Raw genomic sequence first — 17350 nt, 5'->3', positions numbered from 1 at the left:
TGACCGAATCATCAACGTCGACAACGCCGACGTGGGGAAGTCCTTCGGACAGGAAGGAACACAGACGCATGGAGACCCTTTCGGTTGGGACGAACGAACAGAAACGATCTACTGCGGCCCGGGCACCCGGTGGACGCCGAGTGTGCGCAGCTGATCCCGTAACTCGGGTGAGAGACCCGGCCATCGGCCGGCGGCGATGTCCTCGAGCAGCACCGCCTCGCGTTCGACCCTGGCGCGGCCACGGTCGAGGACCTCTTCGGCCGATTCGAGAGGAACGACCACGACGCCGTCGTCGTCGGCGACGACCACATCGCCGGGCCGCACGGATGTGCCGCCGGCGACGACCGGCGTGTTCACCCAGCCCGGTCCGCCCTTGGTGGTGCCGGTGGCAGAGATCGTTTTCGCCCACACCGGCAGCGGGAGTCGGCGCAGCTCGCGGACATCGCGAATTCCGGCGTCCACGACGAGCCCGGCGGCACCGCGAGCAATGAGGATGCTGGCGATGATCTCGCCGACCATCCCGGCCGTCGACGGCGCCAGGTTGGCGACGACCAGCACGTCCCCCTCGTGGCACAGGTCCAAGGCGGCCAACAGCATCAGGTTGTCACCGGGCTGGTTCAGGCACGTGACGGCGGGGCCGGCGACGCGGGACCCCTCCACCAGTGGCTTGATCGCCGGATCCATGAGCCCGCTGCGCCCCTGCGACTCGTGGACGGTCGCGACGCCGAGCTCGGCGAACTCCGCCGAGAGCGGGCCCGCGCGCCGGTCCACGTGGTCGAGAATGGACGGGCTGATCAGATGGTTGGTCATCGGAACAGGTCCCCGGCCGCGGGCAGGAAGCTTTCGAATGCCTCCGCGTGAGTGACCTGCCGGCCCAGCAGCAGCCCGGCCATGATCGCCCGGTAGCGGGCCCGCTGCTCGTAGACGTCGATCATGAACTCCTGCACCTGCGAGCAGCGCATCATCTCCAGCTTCTGGTCGGCGACGTCGCTGATGTCGATGTAGGTGTCCGGCTTGAAATCGCAGAACTCGGGGAATTCCGGTTCATAGCCGTGGATCTGGCCGACAACGAAACGGGGGAGCTCCGGCAGGCGTCCGTGTGCGCGGGCCCAGATCGCCGCGTCCTCCACCACCTTCGCCGTCGCGACATGGTCCGGGTTGTTGGGGTCCCTGCGACCGTGCGTGAGCACCACATCGGGCCGGAGCTCGCGGAGCAGCCGGACCATCTCGAGGCGGCGTTCGTCGTCGATGACCATCGGGTAGTCGCCCCAGTCATAGGTCCGCAGTTCCACGCCGGCGACCGCGGCGGCCTTTTCGGCCTCACCCAGGCGGACCGCTCGCACCCGCTCGGCCGTCTGGCCGGGCTCGGCCCAGGCCGAGGCGGACTCGCCGCGCTCCCCCATCGACAGGCAGACGACGGTCACATCCGCCCCGGCCTTGACGTACTTGAGGATTGTCCCGCCGGTGCGCCACACCCAGTCCATGCCGTGCGCGCTGACAACTGTCACTCTGGTCATCTTGTCTCTCCTTGCTTGTTGGATGGCTGCGGATTCGTGTCGCAGTTACGGGGTGGATCCGGTGGTGGGCATCGCGCGCACGTAACTGCTGTCCGCGGCGACGGGTCCGATGTGCCGGGCGCCGCCCGGTGAGCCGATGGGTTGTTCGCGGCCGGGTAGGACGGTCTGAAAGAACTCGACCGCGTCGGCGATGAAGGGTTCGAAGTCCTCGTCCTTGTCCCGTTCGGAGGCGATCGCCTCCACCGGGCAGGCCGGTTCGCAGGCACCGCAGTCGATGCATTCGGCGGGGTTGATGTACAGCTTGCGTTCGCCCTCGTAGATGCAGTCGACTGGACATTCCTGCAGGCAGGACCGGTCCATGACGTCCACGCACGGGGCACCGATGATGAAGGTCACGAGGTAACTCCCTGCGCTGGCACGTTGTTGTCGGTATTGCGCCGGGCGGCGAGGTGCCGGCCGGCGCCGTAGCCGAACGCCAGGGCGGGGCCGATGGTCGCGCCGGCCGCCCAATAGCCGTCATTCGATGGCGATGCGGCGCAATTTCCCGCGGCGTAGAGTCCGTCGACCGGGACGCCGCCCACCCCGAGCACCTGGCCGTCGACTGTGGTGCGCGGGCCGCCTTTGGTGTCGAGGGTCCCGAGCCCGACCAGGACGGCGTGGAACGGCCCGTCGGCGCTGAGCGGCGCCATCACTGGGTTCGGGCCGCCTCCCGCACGCGGCTCACCGGTGAAGAACACCTCGATCGGCTCGGTGCCGCGGCCGTGCTCGGCGTCGACCCCGGCGCTCGCCGACAGGTTGAACCGGGTGATGGTGGCGGCCAGGTTCGACCCGAAATCGCCGCTCAGCCGTGCACCGCCGGTGGCTGCACGCAGCGACCGCAGCCGCACGTCGAGGTTCGCCGACAGCTGCTCCCAGCTCTCGCCCGACACAAGGTGGGTGGTCGATTCGCCGGGCAGCGCCAGTGGGTAGGCGAACTGCTCCATCGAAAACAACTGCTGTGTCCGCTCGTCGAAGAGCAGCACCAACAACTCGGGCGAGCCCGGGCCGATGTGGACCTTGGCCCGGTCGCTGTAGAAGAGCTTCTCGTTGACGACCCGGCGCCCGGCGAGATCCACGATCAGCGACGAATCGCCCGGGGCCACCCACATCCCCGCGCGGGTTTCTGTTGTGCCGGCGAGGGTGTGTTCGATGGCGACCTGGTCCCACCAGGCGCAGTCCATGTTGTGGAGGGGAATGTCGAGGGCCGCCAGGGGGTGCAGAGCATCGCCCGTGTTGCCCCCGGCGGCGCAGCCGCCCCACACTCGCGCGGGCAGGTGCCTCGATCTGTGCTCTGGGTGGTGGGTGAATCCGCCGACGGCGAGCACCACACCGAGCCGCGCCCGGACACGGAATTGCGGCCCGTTCTCGAGGTCGCGGACCACCGCACCGGCGACCCGTCCGTCCTCGATCACCAGATCCGTGAACGCGTGGCGGGTCGTGATCCGGACCCCCGAGCGTGTCGCGGCGGCCGTCAGTTGCGCAATGAGATCGCCACCGTTGCCCGGGCGGTTCTGCTCATCCGCGGGACACAGCGCACGGCCGTACACGCCCCCTTGCTCGGGCAGGTTCATGTGATAGTCGGGGAAGCGTAGAGCCATCTCGATTGTCGAGCGGAGTGCACCGATGTCGTCCAGGAATTGCACGGCCTCGGAAGCGAGCCCGTAGTAGCCCGTGAGGAGGTCGTGCTCCCAGGCGGTCAGCCCGAGCAGGGGGTCCTCGGTCGAGTACCGGTCGGGGGCGCTCACTCGCGCCATGTAGGCCACGGCCCGGGCCTGCGGGTCATCGATGCCGCGCTCACGCATCAGGTGGTTGTCGGGAACCCAGTAGACGCCGCCGGATTTCGCGGTGGTGCCGCCGACCGCCGCGGCCTTCTCGAATAGTTGTACCGTGCAGCCGGCCGCGGCGGCCGTCACCGCGGCTGCCAGCCCTGCTGCGCCGGAACCGAACACCACGACGTCGGCCGCTGTTTCGACCGAGTCGTCGATCGTGCAGCCTATGGTGCTGTGCGGGTCGGTGCTCATGGAGACACCTCCTCGCGGGCCCCGAGGCGGGTGTCCAACTGGACCGCCCGGAGGTCGAAGCGCCATCCCTCGGGGGTGCGCACCAGGGTGTCCGAATAGCGGCCGGTCGCGAGGAGTGTCGGCCCTTCGTGGCCCTCGTACCTGCGGAACATCAGCAGGTTGCAGCGCTGCGCGGCGTGATCGCCGTCGACGGTCACCTCGGGATCGAGGGTCATGTGCAGGATGCCCCAACCTCTGGACCGACAGAACTCCGACAACTGATCACGCCCGGTGTAGGTGACGTCCTGGTCGATGACCTCCAACCTGCCCGACTCCAGGAATGTTCCGGCCCAACCGGCAGCGTCGGACCTGTCGAAGCACCGGTTGTAGGTCGCGGTCAGTTCGCGGATCGCTTGCCAATCGGCGAACTTGGTGCCTGTCGGGTCAGACATATCGGGCCTCGGTTGAGGCGGCGGCGCGCCAGTCGTCAGTCGGCTCGAGGGTCATCGCGACCCCGGCCGATCCGGGCCGGGCGAGCGGATCCTCCTGCCCGAAGACGTCCCCGCGCTGTTGGTGGGAGCGAACGGAATTCAGGAGCAGCCGACGGGTTTTCACGACCGCGATGTCACTGGTGCCCAGCTTCTCCCGGGATCGGTCGACGATCGGGCCCTGGCTCTCCTGAATCGCGACGTCTTCGAGGATGAGATTTTTGAATCCGGAGAAGTGTCCCTCGGACATGAGAGCCCGGTCTTGACCCCAGTTGTCCTTGCCTCGCGTCAGGGCGGCGAAGTCGTCGGGCGCCACCGTCAGGTCGTGGTACCAGAAGTGGGTATCGGTGTCCTCGGTGAGCGGATGGTCATCGTTCCATCGGATGAACCACTGCCGCGAGTGCTCGTCGTCGATGGGTGTCCCGATGATCGCGATCCGGTCCTCGTCTCCGGTTGGGATGTACGCCGTCCACGGCATGACGAATTCGGTCACCCGCACGTGCATCCGGTCCGCGCCCGCGTGCCGGATGGCGGCGAAGCGGATGCCGTAGCCGGTCTCATCGGATTCGTAGCGCGGCGCCGAGTCTTCCGCCGTCTCCCCCAGGCTGCCGCTGCTCTGACCCAACCATGACTGGTGAAGAATCGACACGTGCGAGGAGTCCAGCGTGCCCTCGACCGCCTGCAGCCAGTTGCAATTCGTCTCCGCGGCCAGGGCTCGGACGTGGTCGGCTGGCAGGTCGGCGAACGGGAACCGGGGGAAGGGCGGCGGATCGTCGTGCGATCCGAGATACACCCAGAGCACCCCGCCGGCCTCCCTCGAGGGGTACTTGCCGATCGCAATCTTGTCGGCCATGTCCGCCAGTCGCTCCGCGGGCTCGGACGGCACCTCCACGACCGCGCCCGAGACGTCGATCTTCCAGCCGTGATAGATGCACCGCAGGGCGCAGTCCTCGTTGCGGGCCAGTGCCAGCGAGGCCCCTCGGTGCGGACACGCCTCGTCCAGGAACCCCACCGTTCCGTCCGTGGCGCGGAAGGCCACGAAGTTCTCCCCGAACAGCCGAACCTTCACGGGAGCGCCGTCGGCGACCATCCGCTCCGAGCGGACCGCGGGCGTCCAGTACTCGCGGAGGTACGCGCCCATCGGCGCGGACCCCTCAACTCGAGTCAGGAGTTCATTGTCTTCATGCGACAGCATGCGGGTCCTCCACTCGTCCACGCCGCCATCCGGCGTGCTGAATCAGCCACGGGGTCACGCTCTTTCAGGTAGAGCGACCTTCAACCAACGGGCTGAGCTGTTATCCTGTCGATTGGAAGGGTAACGCGCCTTCGGGGCGGAAATCAAGACCCGGATCACATCGACATCCAGTCGTGTCTCGCACCACACCCCGCGGATGCGGGTCCATTCACACAGGAGGTAGCAATGCAGATTTCCGGAGCAGTAGCCGTGGTCACCGGCGCCGGTGCAGGGTTGGGCCACGCCACCGCGCAGATGCTCTCGCAGCGTGGCGCTCGGGTTGCGGCGCTCGATCTGACGGCGCCACCGGGCGCGCCGAGCTCGACGTGGCTACCACTCGCCGCGAACGTCAGCTCGGCCGCCGAGGTCGACTCCGCGTTCGACACAGCGGTATCGACCTTCGGTCGGGTGGACATCGTCGTGCACTGCGCCGGTATCGCCGGCGGATTCCGCCTGATCGGCAAGGACGGACCGGTCGATCCCGCTCGGTTCGCAGCTGTGATCGAGGTGAACCTACTCGGCACGTTCCACGTCCTGCGCGCGGCGGCATGGCGAATGAGCATGAACGAATGTCCCGATGGCGGTGAGAGTGGCGTGATCGTCACCACCGCGAGCATCGCCGCATACGAGGGGCAACAGGGTCAGCTGGCCTACGCCGCGTCCAAATCAGGTGTCATCGGCATGACACTGCCGGCGGCGAGGGAACTCGCACAGTACGGAATCCGGTGCGCCACAATCGCACCCGGAGCGTTCGAGACCACGCTGACCACGGACCTGCCCGCGGCGTTGCAGGATCAACTGACCTCGTCGGTCGCCTACCCGCCGCGCCTGGGCAAGCCGGCAGAATTCGCCGAGCTGGCGTGCGCGATCGTCGCCAACGAAATGCTCAACGGAGAGGTCATCCGCCTCGACGCCGGGGCCCGCCTGTCCAAGCGCTGACAGGCAGTGCGGGAAGGAGCGGGCGTCAGTTCGCCGCCCGCTCCTTCGCTCCGCCGGAAGCCCGCGGTCGAGTGCGTAGTCCATCGAAGGCCATGTCGATGATCTTGTCGACCAGCGGGCGCAGCGGTCCGTGCTGGTCCTCGTGGTACCAGAATGCGCACCAGCTCATGCTGCCCATGAGCCCGTTCACCACCAGCTCCGGATCGACCTTACGGAAGATGCGCTTGCGTGAGCACTGGGCCACAACATCTTCGAAGGTTCGCTGATACTCACGCACCACCGCGGGCTGATGACGACCGTCCGGCGAGGATGGCGAGGTCCACAGCTGCATGAAGCCGACCAGCACCGGGGACGACACCCGCAGGGTGCAGTGCTCGGCATGGAAGTAGAGCAGCTCGCGAAGCCGCTGGTCCGGCGTGAGTTCGCTGCGCTCCGCGATCTTGGCGAGCTCCTGCTCCGCCACGTCGGTGAACCGCGCCTGGATCAGCTCGACCAGCTCCTCCTTGGAGGAGAAGTAGGTGTTCAGGCTGCCCTTTTTGATCCCGACCGCATCGGCAATGTCCTGCAGGCTGGTGCCGTCGATGCCCTTCTGGCGGATCAGCTCGATCGCGGCGTCGAGCACCTCGGCATGCCGCTCGGCGGAGCGCTTGGGTGGCATGGGCTTCCCTCCGGTGGGTCGGCGTGGCCCCGCGATCAATCCAGCCGCGGACCCTGACCCGCCTGGGTACGCAGAGCGGGCACTATTACCCTACCGAACGTCTGGATGGCCTCGAGCACGGTGTCGTGTGGCATGTAGGGATGGTAGAGGCGGAAGCAGAGGTGGGAGTCGGTTCGGCCGGCGAATCTCTGTTCGTAGGGCCGCAGGGCCGCGGTCACCTCGTCCGGGGTGCCGATGAGGTTGTATCGGCGCACGGCATCCTCGGACGAGAGGTTCGCGTCGGGCTCGACCGGGTTGCCGGCTTCCTCGGCGGCCCACCGGGCATGCACGTCCTGGGTGTAGGTCATCCCTTTCCCGGCGAGCTTCCAGCCGAGTTCCGGATCGTCGGCGATGAAGCCCGACCGGAGCTGGCCGAAGGAGAAGGACGTGCGCTTCTCGTCCGGCGCCGAATCGAGCACCGTGGAGAAGGTCGACATGGCGGAGTCGTACGGTGCGCAGACTCCGAAGTAGCCGTCGCCCAGGCGCCCGGCGCGCGCCAGTGCCCGGGGTCCGGTGCCGCCGAGCCAGATCGGCGGACCACCGGGTGTGAAGGGCTGCGGCCTGACAACAGCGTTGTCGACCCGGTGCACCCGACCGTCGAATCCGAATCGCTCCCCCTGCCAGGCGCGCCGGAGGATCTGGGCGGTCTCCTCCAGCGCCTTCCCGCGGGTGGACATATCGGCGCCGAAGGCCCGGAACTCGCTGCGCCGCCATCCCGTTCCCATGCCGAGAATGAAGCGGCCCCCCGACAGCTGGTCGAGGACCGCGACGTCCTCGGCCAACCGAAGCGGGTTGTGGAAGGGGGCAAGCAGGACCGCGGTCCCCACCGTCAGTCGGGTCGTGGAGGCGAGGATCGCCGACGCGATCGGCAGCAGCGAGGGCAGGTAGCCGTCGGCCGCCCCGTGGTGTTCGCTCAGCCAGATCGAGTCGAGGCCGACTTCTTCGGCCAACCTCGCCTGCTCGATGATCCGGGCGTACTCATCATGGAAGCTGAGTTCCTCACCCGGCGGCACCTGCCCGGTATACAGTCCGAGTCCATATTGCATTGCGCTTACCTCCGCTGTTCGAATACCACTGTCACACAGCTTATTTTGATGGGGGTAGGGTGACCCATCCGCCGCCGTGCACCGCGACCTCTGCACCGCTGACATAGGAGGCGTCCTCCGAGCAGAGGAATCCGACCACGGCGGCAACCTCCTCGGGTTCTCCGCCACGGCGCGCGGCAATCGCCGCGATGTTGGCGTCGAGTACGTCCGGATCGACGTCTTTGACGATGTCCGTGAGGATCGTTCCCGGTAGCACCGCGTTGGAGGTGATGTCGCGCCGCGACACCTCGAACGCCAAGCTCTTCGACATCGCCAACAACGCGGCCTTCGAGGCGCCATAGCCGCTGTCGCCGGGGCCGCCGGTGGCTCCCAGAACCGAGCTGATGAAGACCACCCGCCCCCAATTGGCGTCGTACATATGCGCCAGGGCGGCCCGGGTGACCGACCAGGCGCCGCGGACATTGGTGTCGAGCATCTGATCGAACTCGTCCGGGGTCTGTTTGATCATCGCCCGGGAACGTTGGACCCCGGCGTTGTTGACCACCACCAGCGGCGGGCCCAGCCGACTATCGGTTTCGCGGACGAGACCCTCCCCCGCACCCTCCTCCGAGACATCCGCCTGGATTGCGACGGCTCTGCCGCCGTTCGCAACGATCTGCTTCACGATCGCCTCGGCGTCGGGCTTCGACCTGGTGAAATTCACCGCGACGCTGTATCCCTGTGCGGCAAGGCGCAACGCGGACGCGGCTCCGATTCCGCGGGAAGCACCCGTGACGAGCGCGACCCGCTCCTGCCCCTTGTTCGAACTGGTCATGACACATCCCTTTCGTGCGCTACCCAGTGCGGGCGACGCAAAGCCAATTTGTCGATCTTGCCGGGCCCGGTGCGAGGCAGCTGGGTGTGGAATTCATACGAGCGGGGAATCTTGTAGCCGGCGATCAGCTCGCGGCAGTGCCGGTCGAGGTCGGCCTCCGTCGTGGCCACTCCTCGGCGCAGAACCACCGCGGCGTGTACCTGTTCACCCCATTGCGGTGACGGAACGGCGATCACCGCGGCCTCGACGACGTCGCCGTGCTGGGCGAGCACCGCCTCCACCTCTGCGGCGTAGACGTTCTCGCCGCCGCTGATGATGGCGTCCCCGGCCCGGCCGACGATGTAGAGGTAGAAGCTCTCGTCGCGGTACGCCAGGTCCCCCGACCAGTACCAGCCATCCCGGAACCGTTGGCGGGTGACCTCGGGCTGCCGCCAGTAGCCGATCGCGAAGTTCGGTCCGCGGCCCACGATCTCGCCGATCTCACCGGCCGCGCAGTCGGTGCCGTCCGGCCGGACGACCCGCACTTCGACGCCCACGACGGGGCGGCCGGCGGAGCGAAGGACCTCGCTGCCGAGCAGACGGTCTTCATTCGGCAGGAAGCTCAGAATCGGACCTGCCTCGGTCATTCCATACGACTGGGTGAAGGAGCAGCCCAGCCGCGCGATGGCCCGGTCGAGCAGGGCGGGCGAAATGGGCGCGCCCCCGTGCACCACGAGGCGCAGCGATGAGAGGTCGGGATCTCTGTCCGTCTGGTCGAGGTACTCGAGTAACAGGGTGAGCATGGTCGGTACCAGGAATGTGCAGGTGACCCGTTCGGTCTCGATGGCGCCCACCACGGACTCCGGATCGAAACGGGGAATCACCACATGTCGTCCCCCGGCCCAGGTGATCGGGTAGGTCGACATCCCGTCGCCGAGGTGGAACATCGGCGAGCAGTGCAGATAGACGTCGTCGACCGCGTAACCGAGCCCGGCGATCATGTGCAGCGCGTTCGCGGCGAGGTTGCCGTGGGTGAGCATGGCACCCTTGGCGCGTCCGGTCGTGCCGCCGGTATAGAAGATCGCTGCCAGATCGGTCGAGCTCGGCTCCGGATCGCGGTCCGCGACGCCCTCGTCGGCCGGGTGCGCGAGCAGTTCCTCGAAACCGATCGCACCGGTTCCGGCGGACCTGGCAAGCGCTTCCGCGCGGGCCTGATGCGCCGGGTCCGCGACCAGGATCGCCGGCTCGCAGTCCTGCACCACCTTCAGCAGTTCCGCATCCGCGAGCCGCGCATTGAGCGGGACCAGGACGTAGCCTGCTGCCGGCACCCCGAAATAGGCGGCCAGATACGCCGCGCTGTTGGCCCCGAGGATCGCGATCCGGTCGCCCCGCCCCGCCCCGCGCCGCGCCAATCCCGACGCCAGGCGATCGCACCAGGACAACAGCTCGGGGTAACTGAGCCGGACGTCGCCGTCGACCACCGAGACCGAGGCGCCGTGCAGCCCCGCCGCTCGGCGCAAAGACCACATCAGGTTGGGGGCCACCGTGACCGCGGTACCGGCGTCGGTCGCATCGGGCAGCGACCACCGCACGTTCGGTGCCACACTCAGGGGTGGGGTGTTCTCGGGCATGGGCGTTCCTTCGGGTCCGGTCATTGCGCGTAGGTGAAGAAGCCGCGTCCGGTCTTTTCGCCGAGGAGCCCGGACTCGACCATGCGCAGGAGCAGCGGCGGCGGCGCGAACTGCGGGTCCCGGAACTCCTCATACATCGAGGTCGACGCTGCCAGCAGGATGTCGAGGCCGACGAAGTCGGCGAGCGACAGCGGCCCGATCGGGTGGGCGCAGCCCTCCACCATGCCCTGGTCGATATCGGCGGCAGAGGCGAAGCCTGCCTCGAGCATCCGGACGGCGGAGAGCAGATACGGCGTCAGCAGCGCGTTCACGACGAATCCTGCCCGGTCCTGGGAGCGGATCACCAACTTCTCTAGGTCATCGGTGGCAAACCGCTCGACACGGTCGATCGTCGCCGCCTCCGTGTGCAGCGTGGGGATGAGCTCGACGAGTCGCAGCGCGGGCACCGGATTGAAGAAGTGCAGGCCCACAACTCGTTCGGGGCGCGTGGTCGCCGCCGCCAACTTGGTGATCGAGATGGAGGACGTGTTGGAGGCGAGGATGGCGGTGGGGCTGGTCACCACCTTGTCGAGCGCGGCAAACAATTCGCGCTTCACGGTCTCGTCCTCGACGATGGCCTCGATGACCAGCTCGCGGTCCTCGAGTTCCTCGAGCGTGCCCGTGAAGCGGAGCCGGGACAGCGCCCCGGTGCAGTCGGTGTCGGTGATCTTGCCGCCCGCCACCGCACGGCGGAGCGAGCTCTCGGTCCGTGCCCGTGCCGCCGCTGCCTTGTCGGAGTCTGCCTCGCAGATCACAACGTCGGCCCCGGCGAGCGCGCAGACGCGTGCGATGCCGGTTCCCATGAGGCCGCCACCGACGACGCCTACCTGATCGATGATCAATTCTTGCTCCCTAGCTAGTGCTTGCAGATATCTGATTCACCCGACGGTCGATCACAATGACCTTCAGGCCGCGACCTAGTCGTGCTGCGGACCCACCAACCACGTGTCGTTTCCCGCGATGACCGTGGACAGATCGGGTGCGCGGCCGTGGGCCCCTGCCTCGACAATCTGTTCGTTGACCAGATCGTCGTAGGCGGGACGGGCCACATCACGGAACACCCCGAGCGGCGTGACACCGCCGGGCCGGTCGCCGAGACGCGAGAGCATGAAGGCCAGCGACGAATCCTGTTGGTGCACATCGTGAACCAACAGAGAATCGGAATCCACGTCATCGAGCGCCACGATCTCGAGACCGCCGCGCGGGCTGACTCGCACGCCTTTTCTGGTCGTTGTCCCGAAGACCATCGGTTCGCCGTGCTGCAGCCGGACGGTGGTCTCACCCCTACTGTCAGGATTCTTCAGCGGGTCGAAGGCGCCGTCGTTGAAGATGTTGCAGTTCTGCAAGATCTCGACCAGCGCCGTTCCACGGTGCTGCGCGGCGGCCCGCAGAACACCGGTCAGGTGTTCCCGGTCGGAGTCAATCGTCCTCGCGACGAAGGTCGCCTCCGCTCCCAATGCCAGGGATATCGGGTTGAGGGGCCGGTCCACCGATCCGACCGGCGTCGACTTGGTGACCTTGCCCGCCTCGCTCGTCGGCGAGTACTGACCTTTGGTCAGGCCGTAGATCTGGTTGTTGAACAACAGGATCTTCAGATTCACGTTCCGCCGAAGTGCGTGAATCAAATGGTTTCCACCGATCGACAGGGCATCGCCGTCACCGGTGACGACCCACACGGACAGATCCGGGCGCGACATCGCCAGACCCGTCGCGATGGCCGGGGCGCGACCGTGAATGGAGTGCATGCCGTAGGTATTGAGGTAATACGGGAACCTCGACGAGCAACCGATCCCCGAGATGAAGACCATGTTCTCGCGGGCCAGCCCGAGCTCCGGCAGCAAACCCTGAACCGCCGCCAAAATCGCGTAGTCCCCGCACCCGGGACACCACCGCGCCTCCTGATCAGTCTTGAAGTCCTCGGACGTCATTGTTCTGGTGGTGGCGGGAACCAAACCCAGGCCCGACATCGGAGTCGGCGACTGGACAGGGTTGTCGAACATGACAGGGTTTTCGAGCATGTCAGATCAGCTCCTCGATCTGCGCGGCGAGTTCCGCCGAGCTGAACGGCAGGCCGCGGACGCGGTTGTATCCGATAGCGTGGACCTCGAAGGAAGCCTTGATCAGCACCAGTAACTGACCGGAATTGAGTTCGGGAACAAGCACCGTGCGGTACCGGCCCAGGACGTCGCCGGTATTGGCGGGAAAGGGGTTCAGATGACGAAGGTGAGCGTGCGCCACCTGCCCCCCGCGTTCGCGAACAGCGCGCACCGCTGCGCAGGTCGCACCGTAGGTGGATCCCCAGCCGAGTACGAGGAGGTCCGCACAATCATCCGGGTCATCAACCTCGAGAGCTGGTGTATCCGCCGCGACGCCCGCGACCTTAGCTGCGCGAACACGGACCATCGCCTCGTGATTGTCCGGGTCCGAGGAGATGGTTCCCTTGCCGTCGAGCTTTTCCAGCCCGCCGATGCGGTGCTCGAGGCCGGGCGTGCCCGGCACCGTCCACGGCCTCGCCAACGTCTCCGGGTCCCTCAGATACGGCCAGAACTCGCCGTCCTGGTTCGGCTCCGTAGCAAATCCAACTTGGATGTCGGGGAGATGGTTCAGGTCGGGCAACCGCCACGGCTCCGAGCCGTTCGCCAGATGCGCATCCGACAGCAGCACCACAGGCGTTCGGTACTTCGTCGCGATCCGGACGGCCTCAAATGCGATCTCGAAGCAGTCCGACGGCGAGCGAGGAGCCAGAATCGGGACGGGCGATTCGCCGTTGCGGCCGAACATCGCCTGCAGCAGGTCCGCCTGCTCGGTCTTCGTCGGCATCCCAGTCGACGGGCCCGCCCTCTGAACATTGCACACCACGAGGGGCAGTTCCAGCGCTATCGCCAGGCCGAGAGCCTCGGCCTTGAGGGACATGCCGGGACCGCTCGTGGAGGTCACCCCCAGATGTCCACCGAACGAGGCGCCGATCGCTGCCGCGATCCCCGCGATCTCGTCCTCGGCCTGAAATGTGCGCACCCCCTGCGCCTGGTGGCGAGCAAGTTCATGCAGCAGGTCGGACGCCGGCGTGATGGGATAGGCTCCGAGGAACAACGGGATACCCGCCTTCTGAGTTCCCGCGAGAAGCCCATAACAGAGGGCAAGGTTTCCAGACACGTTGCGGTAGAGACCATCCGGCATATGGGCCGGACGCACCTCGTACCGAGTCGCGAACGTCTCAGTCGTATCGCCGAACGCGTATCCCGCCTGGAACGCGGCCACGTTGGCGTCGGCGATCTCCGCGCGCTTACCGAACCTGTGACGCAAGTACTCGACGGTCGCGTCGGTAGGACGGTCGTACATCCAACAGAGCAGGCCGAGCGCGAACATGTTCTTTGCTCGTTCGGCATCCTTGTTGCTGATCGGGAACCCGCGTAGCGCCTCCACCGTGATCGAGGAAAGCGGAATGGCATGCACGCGATAGCTCTCCAACGAGCCGTCTTCGAGCGGGTTGGTGCCGTATCCGACCTTTTTCAGAGTGCGTCGCTTGAACTGGTCGCTGTCGACGATGATCTCAGCCCCGGCCTCGAGGTCTCCGATATTAGCTTTCAGCGCCGCGGGATTCATCGCCACCAGGACATCCGGCGCATCCCCGGCCGTATGGATGCCGTGGTCCGCGAAATGCAACTGGAATGACGACACGCCTGCGAGCGTCCCCGACGGTGCCCGAATCTCGGCAGGGAAGTCCCGCAGGGTAGCCAGATCGTTTCCGAAGAAGGCCGTCTCCCCCGTGAATCTGTCACCGGTCAGCTGGATGCCGTCGCCGGAGTCTCCGGCAAACCGGATGATCACATTCGATAGTTGCTTGGTGCCGACGGAACTGCAGTCCATAGGGGTCACCACTCCTCGCTGACGCGTTCAAACCATGCACCGTGCGGCGCAACCATCTCGGTCATAGGTTCCGATCACCGAACCGAGCTCAGATGTGCGAAATCTATACCCTTCCGATCGGAAGGTCAATAGCCTTGTATCGCGACTCGCGCAAACGCCCCCTCCCGATGCAGCGGCCGCCTCTCACCCGTTCAACAAACCAACACCTCCACGCGACGCCCTGCCATGCATGGGACGCCGCGCCTTGGCTCCAGGACACGATTGGTGACACCATCGGTTTCCACTGCCTGATCGCGCAGATTTCAGTGACAAGACGGCCGGATGCCCCAACGCCGATCCTGAGGCCCCACGTCAACGGGGCACCATCACGAACAAGTACCTACGACGACTGTGTACATTTTGAACGCATCACATGCCGTCGCATTGCTGGATTCACCACCACGCAATCGGACTGGTTTCAGTTCGGAATGAGACCTCCCCAGGCCGACATGACCCCCCGCGCCGGATGGTTCCGGTTCCGGCCGACCTTGGCGGCGCCCGGGCGCGTCGCCCCGGGCCAGCGTTCCCGTCGGACACCCCGAGACAGAAGAAGACCCGCAGCCACTCATCCCGCGCCCCACCCGGGTCACCACGATGCCGGGCGGCCCGTCACCGGCCGCGCTGCAGAAAATTCAGGTAGTCAGGTCGCACACGCGCCCTGTGCGCCCTGCGCCTCGAAGTTTGCCGCCGACCCGAATGCCCTCGTGAACAACAGAATCCGTTGACAGCCTGGCAACGGTCGTATACCTTCCAATCGTTAGGGCAACGTGATGGGGTTCACACTCCGCACTGCCCAAGCGAATGAGAAAACTGGTCCAAAGCATCTCCGAGCGATATGTCGACCGAATGGAGTCAGTAATGGCGCTTGATATCCACAACCCGGATGTCGAAAGTCAGGGAAGAGGGCTCGTTCGGTCAGAGCCGACATTTCTACCAGACCCCGACCCTCGGGAATTATGGTGCCCTCTCATCTCAGTGGACGATCATGTTCTCGAGCCCGCAGATATCTTCACCAGTCGTACAAGTTCGCGGTATCGCGACCTTGTACCAGCAGTTGTCCCCGACCAGGATGGCATCCCGTATTGGCACATTGATGACGACCGAATCCCCATGCGCCTCACAATGTGCGGAGCAGTCGGAAGGCCCATCGAAGAATGGAGCCTAGCGCCTCAAAAGTACGAAGACTTCCGGACCGGTGTTTGGGACGTTCATTCGCGAGTCAAAGATATGGACCTCAACGGGGTATACGCGTCTCTCAACTTTCCATCCTTCGTCTGGGGATTTGCCGGCAAGCGGTTGAGCGGAATGCATGATCGCGACGTCGGTCTCGCCTCCGTTCGGGCCTACAACGACTGGATGCTCGAGGAATGGTGCGGCGCGTATCCCGATAGATTCATCTCATGCCAATTGCCGTGGCTCCTTGACCCTGAGGTCGCCGCACTGGAGATCAGGAACAACAAGGAACGCGGATTCCAGTCGGTAACATTCTCGGAGAACCCCGAGGGATTGGGGCTCCCCTCTCTCTACTCCGAGTACTGGGACCCCTTCTTTCGCGCATGCGAAGAGACCGAGACCGTAGTCAACTTGCACGTGGGGTCCTCGGGATCGATCTGCCAACCGAGTGCGGCATCCCCTGCAGATGTCACAGTCGCACTCTTCCCGTTGAACTCCATACAGGCAGTGGTTGATTGGATCTTCTCCCGGATCCCACTGCGTTTTCCGAAGCTGAAGATCGTACTGTCCGAATCCGGCGTCTCATGGGTGCCGATGATCATCGAGCGACTCACGCGCTCGTACAGGCAGGCTGCCAGCTCGGAGACATGGAGCACGTCAGACCCGGACCCAGTCGACATCCTGCGACGAAACTTTTGGTTTACGTCGATAGAAGATCCAGCGGCATTCCGGATGCTCGACATCATCGGCGCCGAGAAAGTCATGGTCGAGACCGACTACCCGCATGCCGACTCCTCGTGGCCTGATTCGCAAGAACTCTTCAGTCGAGACATGAAATCACTACCCCGCGACACGATCGAGAAGCTCTGTTTCCGGAATGCGAGTGCTCTCTACCAACACCCACTTCCCCCCTCGGCGCTAATCGATTCATCGCTCATTTCCCGATATTAGCCTTCATCAAGGCCATCTACGACGCCGATTACCTTCCCCTGGAGTAGCCGATAATGCATACTCTTGACCTGCCAACTCCGCCCACATTCTTTTCACCCGATGAGGAGAGAAATCATAGGAAGATTCGCCTGGCCGCAGCCTTCAGGATTTTCAGTAGGTTCGGCCTCGACGACGGAGTTACCGGGCATATCACCGCCCGCGACCCGCAATACCTCGACCACCTTTGGGTCAACCCCTGGGGAGTGTCCTTCAGCCAGATCCGCGCATCTGATCTATGTCTAATCGACGCGGACGGAAACTTGGTCGAGGGCACAGGTCCCGTCAATCCAGCAGCAATCACGATACATTCCAGTGTGCACGACGCCAGACCTGATGTCGTAGGCGTCGCGCACAGCCACTCTCTGCATGGAAAGACGTGGTCCGCGTTCGGTCGAAAGTTGGATCCGATCACCCAGGATGCATGCGCCTTCTACGAGAGGCACTCCGTCTTTGAGCAGTACAACGGCGTCGTGCTGGACGGCGGCGAAGGTCGCTCCCTCGCGGCGAATTTGGGTGCGAATCGCGCCGCGATCCTCAAGAATCATGGCATCCTGACGGTCGGAGCAACGGTCGACGAGGCCGCGTGGTGGTTCATCGCTCTCGAACGCTCGTGCCAGGCACAGCTTCTCGCCCTAGCCGCCGGGCAACCGGACTCCATTCCCGCGGAGACTGCTCGAGAGGTAGCCGCACTCTACGATCAGAGCGCTGGATGGTTCAATTTTCAGCCCATATTCGCGCGGATCATGCAAGAACAGCCTGATCTCGCAGAATGAATTGCCCGATTCCCTTTTCGGCAACTGACGTACCTTCATCCAGGGCGATGATCACCCTGACCGGGGATCGTAGACCCCCTCGAGC

The 17350-nt window shown here is 65.4% G+C and carries 16 protein-coding genes; 3 read left to right on the top strand and 13 right to left on the bottom strand.

Annotation, left to right across the window (positions count from 1 at the left end):
- Positions 1–108 precede the first annotated feature (108 nt).
- Genes G9373_RS35005 through G9373_RS34980 form a run of 6 tightly spaced genes read right to left on the bottom strand, consistent with a single transcriptional unit; the run spans position 109 to position 5239 of the window.
- Positions 109–810, bottom strand: coding sequence for a 4-carboxy-4-hydroxy-2-oxoadipate aldolase/oxaloacetate decarboxylase (locus G9373_RS35005; protein WP_120661956.1), 702 nt, complete (start codon positions 808–810; stop codon positions 109–111).
- Entirely contained in the window at positions 807–1517 is a 711-nt protein-coding gene (locus G9373_RS35000) for a PIG-L deacetylase family protein (RefSeq protein WP_167119472.1), read from the bottom strand. Before G9373_RS35000 ends, G9373_RS35005 begins: the two co-directional genes overlap by 4 nt.
- Before the next feature lie 45 nt (positions 1518–1562).
- The gene (gene fdxA / locus G9373_RS34995; RefSeq protein ID WP_167119469.1) at positions 1563–1913 is read right to left on the bottom strand and encodes a ferredoxin; all 351 of its coding nucleotides are present in this window, start codon (positions 1911–1913) and stop codon (positions 1563–1565) included.
- Positions 1910–3577, bottom strand: a complete 1668-nt coding sequence (locus tag G9373_RS34990) for an FAD-dependent oxidoreductase (RefSeq protein WP_167119466.1) — start codon at positions 3575–3577, stop codon at positions 1910–1912. The genes fdxA and G9373_RS34990 overlap by 4 nt, the downstream gene beginning before the upstream one ends.
- Complete coding sequence (locus tag G9373_RS34985) at positions 3574–4008, bottom strand: nuclear transport factor 2 family protein (protein ID WP_167119463.1); 435 nt, start codon at positions 4006–4008, stop codon at positions 3574–3576. Before G9373_RS34985 ends, G9373_RS34990 begins: the two co-directional genes overlap by 4 nt.
- Positions 4001–5239, bottom strand: coding sequence for a Rieske 2Fe-2S domain-containing protein (locus tag G9373_RS34980; RefSeq protein ID WP_167119460.1), 1239 nt, complete (start codon positions 5237–5239; stop codon positions 4001–4003). Before G9373_RS34980 ends, G9373_RS34985 begins: the two co-directional genes overlap by 8 nt.
- 225 nt (positions 5240–5464) lie before the next feature.
- Here G9373_RS34980 and G9373_RS34975 point away from each other — a divergent pair, with 225 nt between their 5' ends.
- Entirely contained in the window at positions 5465–6217 is a 753-nt protein-coding gene (locus G9373_RS34975) for an SDR family NAD(P)-dependent oxidoreductase (protein ID WP_167119457.1), read from the top strand.
- 25 nt (positions 6218–6242) lie between these two features.
- On the opposite strand, the gene G9373_RS34970 is transcribed toward G9373_RS34975, so the two are convergent.
- From G9373_RS34970 to G9373_RS34940, 7 genes are all read right to left on the bottom strand, one after another.
- The gene (locus G9373_RS34970) at positions 6243–6839 is read right to left on the bottom strand and encodes a TetR/AcrR family transcriptional regulator (protein ID WP_167119453.1); all 597 of its coding nucleotides are present in this window, start codon (positions 6837–6839) and stop codon (positions 6243–6245) included.
- Between the two features lie 71 nt (positions 6840–6910).
- Complete coding sequence (locus G9373_RS34965; RefSeq protein WP_167119450.1) at positions 6911–7960, bottom strand: LLM class flavin-dependent oxidoreductase; 1050 nt, start codon at positions 7958–7960, stop codon at positions 6911–6913.
- A gap of 40 nt (positions 7961–8000) precedes the next feature.
- Entirely contained in the window at positions 8001–8774 is a 774-nt protein-coding gene (locus tag G9373_RS34960) for an SDR family oxidoreductase (RefSeq protein ID WP_167119447.1), read from the bottom strand.
- A complete protein-coding gene (locus G9373_RS34955; RefSeq protein WP_167119443.1) occupies positions 8771–10384 on the bottom strand; it encodes an AMP-binding protein in 1614 nt (537 codons plus the stop codon). The genes G9373_RS34960 and G9373_RS34955 overlap by 4 nt, the downstream gene beginning before the upstream one ends.
- Before the next feature lie 20 nt (positions 10385–10404).
- The gene (locus G9373_RS34950) at positions 10405–11265 is read right to left on the bottom strand and encodes a 3-hydroxybutyryl-CoA dehydrogenase (protein ID WP_259465855.1); all 861 of its coding nucleotides are present in this window, start codon (positions 11263–11265) and stop codon (positions 10405–10407) included.
- A 75-nt stretch (positions 11266–11340) separates the two neighbouring features.
- Positions 11341–12390 (bottom strand): 2-oxoacid:ferredoxin oxidoreductase subunit beta, encoded by a 1050-nt coding sequence (locus G9373_RS34945; RefSeq protein WP_167119546.1) that lies wholly within the window; start codon positions 12388–12390, stop codon positions 11341–11343.
- A gap of 52 nt (positions 12391–12442) precedes the next feature.
- Entirely contained in the window at positions 12443–14290 is a 1848-nt protein-coding gene (locus G9373_RS34940; protein ID WP_167119440.1) for a 2-oxoacid:acceptor oxidoreductase subunit alpha, read from the bottom strand.
- Positions 14291–15187: 897 nt separating this feature from the next.
- Here G9373_RS34940 and G9373_RS34935 point away from each other — a divergent pair.
- Both G9373_RS34935 and G9373_RS34930 read left to right on the top strand, forming a co-directional pair.
- Positions 15188–16453, top strand: a complete 1266-nt coding sequence (locus G9373_RS34935) for an amidohydrolase family protein (protein ID WP_167119437.1) — start codon at positions 15188–15190, stop codon at positions 16451–16453.
- Between the two features lie 53 nt (positions 16454–16506).
- Positions 16507–17265: a class II aldolase/adducin family protein gene (locus G9373_RS34930; RefSeq protein ID WP_167119434.1), complete on the top strand. Its 759-nt coding sequence runs from the start codon at positions 16507–16509 to the stop codon at positions 17263–17265.
- The last annotated feature ends 85 nt before the right edge of the window (positions 17266–17350 follow it).

The sequence above is a fragment of the Rhodococcus sp. A14 genome (assembly GCF_011603105.1).
GTDB classification, from domain to species: Bacteria; Actinomycetota; Actinomycetes; order Mycobacteriales; family Mycobacteriaceae; genus Rhodococcus_F; species Rhodococcus_F opacus.
Note: the sequence above shows the minus strand (reverse complement) of the source record. Positions and strands in the feature narration are given on the sequence as shown.